Source organism: Congregibacter sp., assembly GCF_965660375.1.
Lineage (GTDB): Bacteria > Pseudomonadota > Gammaproteobacteria > Pseudomonadales > Halieaceae > Congregibacter.
Genome location: NZ_CBFHZO010000066.1, coordinates 1 through 5,087, shown reverse-complemented (window position 1 = coordinate 5,087; position 5,087 = coordinate 1). Strand labels below are relative to the sequence as shown.

General features: G+C 57.5%; 5 protein-coding genes and 1 pseudogene. 4 read left to right on the top strand and 2 right to left on the bottom strand.

Going from position 1 to position 5,087, the window contains the following annotated elements; translation table 11 throughout:
* The 3 genes from ACTG3T_RS06080 to ACTG3T_RS06070 form a co-directional block, all read left to right on the top strand.
* A partial coding sequence (locus tag ACTG3T_RS06080; protein WP_439101371.1) for a DUF885 family protein occupies positions 1 to 1,527 on the top strand: 1,527 nt, incomplete at its 5' end.
* Between the two features lie 39 nt (positions 1,528 to 1,566).
* Entirely contained in the window at positions 1,567 to 2,856 is a 1,290-nt protein-coding gene (locus tag ACTG3T_RS06075) for an amidohydrolase family protein (protein WP_439101370.1), read from the top strand.
* A gap of 45 nt (positions 2,857 to 2,901) precedes the next feature.
* On the top strand, positions 2,902 to 4,206 hold the full coding sequence (locus tag ACTG3T_RS06070; protein ID WP_439101369.1) for an NRAMP family divalent metal transporter: 1,305 nt from the start codon (positions 2,902 to 2,904) through the stop codon (positions 4,204 to 4,206).
* Between the two features lie 22 nt (positions 4,207 to 4,228).
* Here ACTG3T_RS06070 and ACTG3T_RS06065 read toward each other — a convergent pair whose 3' ends face one another.
* Both ACTG3T_RS06065 and ACTG3T_RS06060 read right to left on the bottom strand, forming a co-directional pair.
* The gene (locus ACTG3T_RS06065) at positions 4,229 to 4,492 is read right to left on the bottom strand and encodes a type II toxin-antitoxin system RelE family toxin (RefSeq protein ID WP_439101368.1); all 264 of its coding nucleotides are present in this window, start codon (positions 4,490 to 4,492) and stop codon (positions 4,229 to 4,231) included.
* The gene (locus tag ACTG3T_RS06060; RefSeq protein WP_439101367.1) at positions 4,479 to 4,712 is read right to left on the bottom strand and encodes a CopG family transcriptional regulator; all 234 of its coding nucleotides are present in this window, start codon (positions 4,710 to 4,712) and stop codon (positions 4,479 to 4,481) included. Before ACTG3T_RS06060 ends, ACTG3T_RS06065 begins: the two co-directional genes overlap by 14 nt.
* A gap of 172 nt (positions 4,713 to 4,884) precedes the next feature.
* Between ACTG3T_RS06060 and ACTG3T_RS06055 the strand changes: the two are divergent.
* A pseudogene (locus ACTG3T_RS06055) lies at positions 4,885 to 5,087 on the top strand (phosphoadenylyl-sulfate reductase); the annotation flags it as partial.

Genomic DNA, 5,087 nt, shown 5'->3' with positions numbered 1-5,087 from the left:
TTGCGGACTGCGCTTGCAGGCTCCACGGGCGTACTGCTCGGCGACCAAAACGTAGACGCCCGGGTGATCCTCGCGCAGGTGCAGAACGAACTGGCGACCTGGAGAGAAGACGAGCCGCTCACGCGGCAGCCCCAATGGTATGCCGAGCAGGTATCACAGGCACTGACACACCTGCTGGTGCGGGAACAGCTCTCAGAAGAGGAGCGCAGCGAAGCTCTCCTTGCGAGGTTGCGGGGAGTGGCTCGGCTCTGTCGTCTGGGTGTGCGTTCGCTGTCTTCGGGGAATACCCTGCGCACCCGTCGCGCGCTCCGCGTGTTGGCTGGCAGTGTTGAGTTTTATAGCAGCGGTCTCCCTGAGCTGGTGGCCAATTGGCCACAGGTTTCAGGCAAGGAGAACATCGGGGAGGCTATCGCCGAGGCCCTGGTCGCGATGACAGCCCTGCAATCGCATCTACAAGAGCAGATTCTCCCGGTGGCGAAGGCGCAGGTGGCTATTGGTGTCGACGCTTACACCGCAAAATTGCAGCGACGTACGTCGGGGCTGTATTCGCCCTCAAAACTCCTTGCCGCAGCGGGTGAAGAAGTCAGGGCAGTTCGCGGATTCATGTACCAGGAGACCATTCGCTGGGCAAACACCATCAAGGATGACGCAGAGCGTTTTCGGTTGTTAGAACTTAACGACGACGAGAGACTCGCAGAAGCCCTGGAGGCCATGGAAATGGATCGCCAGGACAACAGCGCCGCCTTTCTCGAAAGTTTTACCGAACTTACTTTTGCCGCTGAGCGCTTTGTGGAACGGCAGCAGATCGCCACGGTGCCCAAGCCCACCACACTGCTGATTGCCCTTTCACCCGCGCATTTCAGCGGTGCCGCCGTGGGTGGTGTGTATCCCAGCGGTCCCTTTGATCCGCAGGCAGACACGCTTTTTTATGTGCCCTCGGTGCCCGATGATGCACCCGCAGAAGTGAAAGAGGGGTTTTATCGCTCCTTTAATACGCACTTCAACACGATGATTCTTGCTCACGAAATGTTCCCGGGTCATTACCTGCAATACAAGGTGGCGGTGAGCGAGGCGCCGGCGCTGCGATCACTGTTCTCCAATGGTTCCTACGTTGAAGGCTGGGGGAGTTTTGTGGAGGAGCTCATGCTGGATGCGGGCTGGGCGGGGAACGTGCCGTTGACCCGTCTGGCGCATCTGCGGAAACGCCTGGAGAACGCGACCCGAGCCTATGTGAGTGTGCAGGTGCATACCGCCACCTGGGGCGAGGCAGAGGTACTGCGCTTCGCCCGCGAAGAGGGCTTGCTTGCCCCGCAATTCGCCACGAATTTGTGGCAGCGCGTGGTGAATTCGCCCCTGCAGATCACGGATTACTTTACTGGCTTTAAAGCCTTCAAAGATCTTTATGCAGCTTATGAGTCGCAGGTTGCGCTTCCGCCGCTTCGAATGTGGGTGGACGCGGTGCTGCGGGCTGGCCCGCTCCCCATGGCGCTCCTCGAGGCTGAGATTAATCGACAGATGCCCGATTAGTTTGTGCCAGGGCGGTTACACCACCACAGGAATGTATCAATGAAAATTTTAGCGAATGCCCTTTATGCTGCGGCCCTTGTCCCGGTGCTGTTGTTTACCCAGACCGCTGTCGCGGTGACGGCCCTTGTGGGCGGCAACGTGGTTGATCTGGAGGGTGGCAAACCTTTGGAGGACGCCGTGATTCTCGTCGATGGCGACCGCATTAGCGCCGTCGGTAGCAGAGATGATGTGGCGATACCCGACGATGCTATACGCATTAATGCGTCCGGGCATTGGATCATTCCCGGTTTGATGAATATGCATGTGCATCCCGGGCTGATACTCCCGGGCACAATGGCCAATGAGCTGTCTGATGAGACTGACGCGGCCCTGGCGCTGCGTATGGCTGCCGCCGCGCGGGGGATGCTCACCGCCGGCGTTACGACCATTCGAATTCCCGGCGATGACCGCCATGCCGATCTTGCTCTCGATCGTTCCATTCGCAAGGGGGAGTCGTCAGGGCCGCGGATTTTCTCGGCGGGGGAGTCACTCATCATCACCGGGGGACACGGTTCCAAGCCCGGTGTTCTTTACGCCGATGGCCCTGATGAGTTGGTCAAAGCTGCTCGGCAGCAGATCAGTCTAGGCGCGTCCTGGGTGAAGATTCTTATTTCCGGTGGCATCGCCACCGACGGCGGCGACATTGCTGAGGCCCTGATGACGCCCGAAGAAATCAATGCGGTGGTTGATGCGGCCCATCGCTACGGCGCCAAGGTGGCCGCCCATTCTGGATCCTCCGTAGCCACTACCGTTGCCGTCGATGCCGGCGTGGACAGCATCGAGCACGGCTACACCCTGGACAAAAAAGTGCTGAAAAAAATGAAGAACGCGGGCACCTGGCTGGTACCCACCATTGTCGTGAGTCAGCCGGCGACGGCACCGTTTTTTGAGCGCATCGGCTCGCCCCAGTGGTATCTCGATCGCCGCGACTCGGTGGGCAAACAGCACTGGGAAGCTCTGCGTACGGCCATCGACGTGGGCGTGAATATCGGTCTGGGTACCGATCAGCTACCCCAGGAGCCCAACGACGGAACCACAGCGACGGTGCGCGAGGCCGAGTATTACGTGGAGGCGGGCATGACGCCTCTTGAGTCCCTGCGCTCTGCGACCATTCAAACGGCGACGATGCTGGGTGAGGAGGACTCCCTGGGATCTATTGCCGAGGGCAAATTCGCTGATCTGGTTTTTGTAGACGCGGATCCTACCCAGGACATCAGTGCCCTTCGCAGCATCAGCTTTGTGATGAAAGGCGGTGCCGTTCATCGCGATGATCATGGGCTCGCTGAGTGAGCGTTTGTTTAGGTCGTCGTTGATTTTTAGCCGGGAAATGCAAGCATGATCGTCCGTATCTTCAGTAACCTGGTGGGACCGGCGGCGGTGATGGCGGCGGGCACTATGGGCGCTGGCGCTGTGGCATCTTTCCTTCTGGCCGGTGCCTGGTTTCGCTATGACCTGCTATGGGTGATTGTGGCGATGCTGCCGGTGTTTGTTATCTCCGTCGACACTGCGTCCCGCATTGGCGCGCTCAATCCCACGCGGGGTATGTTCGCCCTCGTGCGCACCCGCATCAGCGCAGCGCTGGCCTGGTTGATTCTGTTGCTGGTGGTCCCGGTACATTTTTTGGTCACCATGGGACAGATATCGGTGATGTCCTCGGCGTTTCAGACCTTGCTGGGTATGGGTGCCGGGCAGGGTGGTGCGGGTCTGTCTCTTGGGCTTGATGTACTTTTGTCTGTCGTGCTTTCCGGTGCCGTGCTGTGGCTGGTTTTCTCCCGTGGTTACGAACGCATGCAACGGGTCATGACCCTGCTCATGGTACTGATGTTTGTGTGTTTTCTGGTGGTCGCGCTGCGAGGTCTGGTGGAGCTCCCCGCGATTCTGGCGGGCTTCGTCCCTTCTCTGCCTGACGATTTACCGGTGCCCAGCGGTGGTGCTCCCCGCATCGCCACCAGTTCCATCATCGCCATGGTGGGGGCGGCGGTGGCACCCGCGGCTCTGTTGGGGATGCCCTACATGTGCGCCGATGACGGGGGCAGTCGTGATGAACTGAGTAAAGCGTTCAGACAAGCCATCATCAATATGGGGTTCATCTTCGGTGCTTACGCCATGTTCGTGGTGATCGCCGGCGGTTACGCCTTGTACTCATTACCTGAACATGCGGATTTTGCGGATGTAGCGCAGGCATCGGCCGTGTTCCGGGATGCCTTGCCCGGGATGTTTTCTACCCTGGGTCCGATAATTTTCTCCCTCGGTCTGTTCACCGCGGCCATGACTACCCTCGTGGTGGCTGCCCAGGTCACCATTTATTTCATGCTGGATATGGGGGGCAAGGAGTGGCGCTTTAGCGCAGACAACCGACTCTATCATCGCGTGCTTTCGGGGTTTGTGCTCGCGGCCGCCGCGTTAGCGCCTTTTTGGGATTTTCCGGCCCTGTTGAAAGTGATCCTGCTCATGGGCATCAACGTGATCGTGATTCCCCTGGCTTTTATTATCGTGATTGTGCTCGTTAACAGCCGCGCGGTGATGGGCGAGTTTCAGGCTGAGTGGTGGCGCAATCTTGTATTGGTCGTCGGCCTGCTTACGTCCATCGTTTTGGCGGTGGACAAGGCGCCGCATTACTTTCAGCTATTGATGGGTTGATAAGGTGGGTCGAAGCATAGCGTTAATTCCGCCGGTAGACGGCCCCTCGATGAGCCACTCTAAGGACGTGTACGACGAGTACTGATTCTCGGACTTCGTAAACGATACGGTATTGTCCCTGGGGCACACGGTACCGTTCCTGGGCAGAGAGCTTCGTGCACCCATGGGGTCTGGGGTCATCGGCTAAAGCTTCAATTTTTTGGAGAATTCGGCTGAGGTCTTGAGTCGGAATCGCTCGTAGGTCTTTGGTAACCGACTTTTTAAACGTAAGGCTATATCTTGCCATGCTTCTTCAGGTCGTTAAGCAGTGCTTCGTAGCTGATTTCCTTTTCATCTTCTCTGTCGGAAAAGGCCGCCAGGTCTTCCTGATCTTCACTCATCAGCAGACGAATGGCCTCATCGACTAACTCTGAAATCGAATGCTGGGTTGCGGCTGCTTTTACCTTGAGGGCTTGATGGATGCTGGGCTCAAAATAAATTGTTGAGCGTTTGGATAAATCACTCACGGGGCTCTCCTGCCAACTATTGTGACATCATAACGTTAAAACGTTATTGCTTTCCAGTTAGCCGCAAGGCTTACGATATTCCCTTCGAGCATTAGCAAGAAACAAAGCTGTCTAATACTCCGGCGCTGAATGCCCGTAGACTGCCCGCCTCACGAAAGAAAGCGAGCACGAAGTGGATATTCTCGACAAAAAAGATCTGGAGGCCCGCGCCGATAAGGTGGTGGAGCAACTGCACGCCTATCTCGATGCGGGGAAGAAGGTCTTTACCACCAGTTCCTTTCAATCCCAGAGCCTGCCGCTATTGCACATGATCAGTCGCGTGGATCGGGACATACCCGTGTACTACACCAACACCGGTTTTTTGTTTGCGCAGAC

Coding starts and splice junctions, on each gene's coding strand:
- ACTG3T_RS06065 (WP_439101368.1), bottom strand. CDS start 4,492: ATGGCAAGATATAGCCTTACGTTTAAAAAGTCGGTTACCAAAGACCTA.
- ACTG3T_RS06075 (WP_439101370.1), top strand. CDS start 1,567: ATGAAAATTTTAGCGAATGCCCTTTATGCTGCGGCCCTTGTCCCGGTG.
- ACTG3T_RS06070 (WP_439101369.1), top strand. CDS start 2,902: ATGATCGTCCGTATCTTCAGTAACCTGGTGGGACCGGCGGCGGTGATG.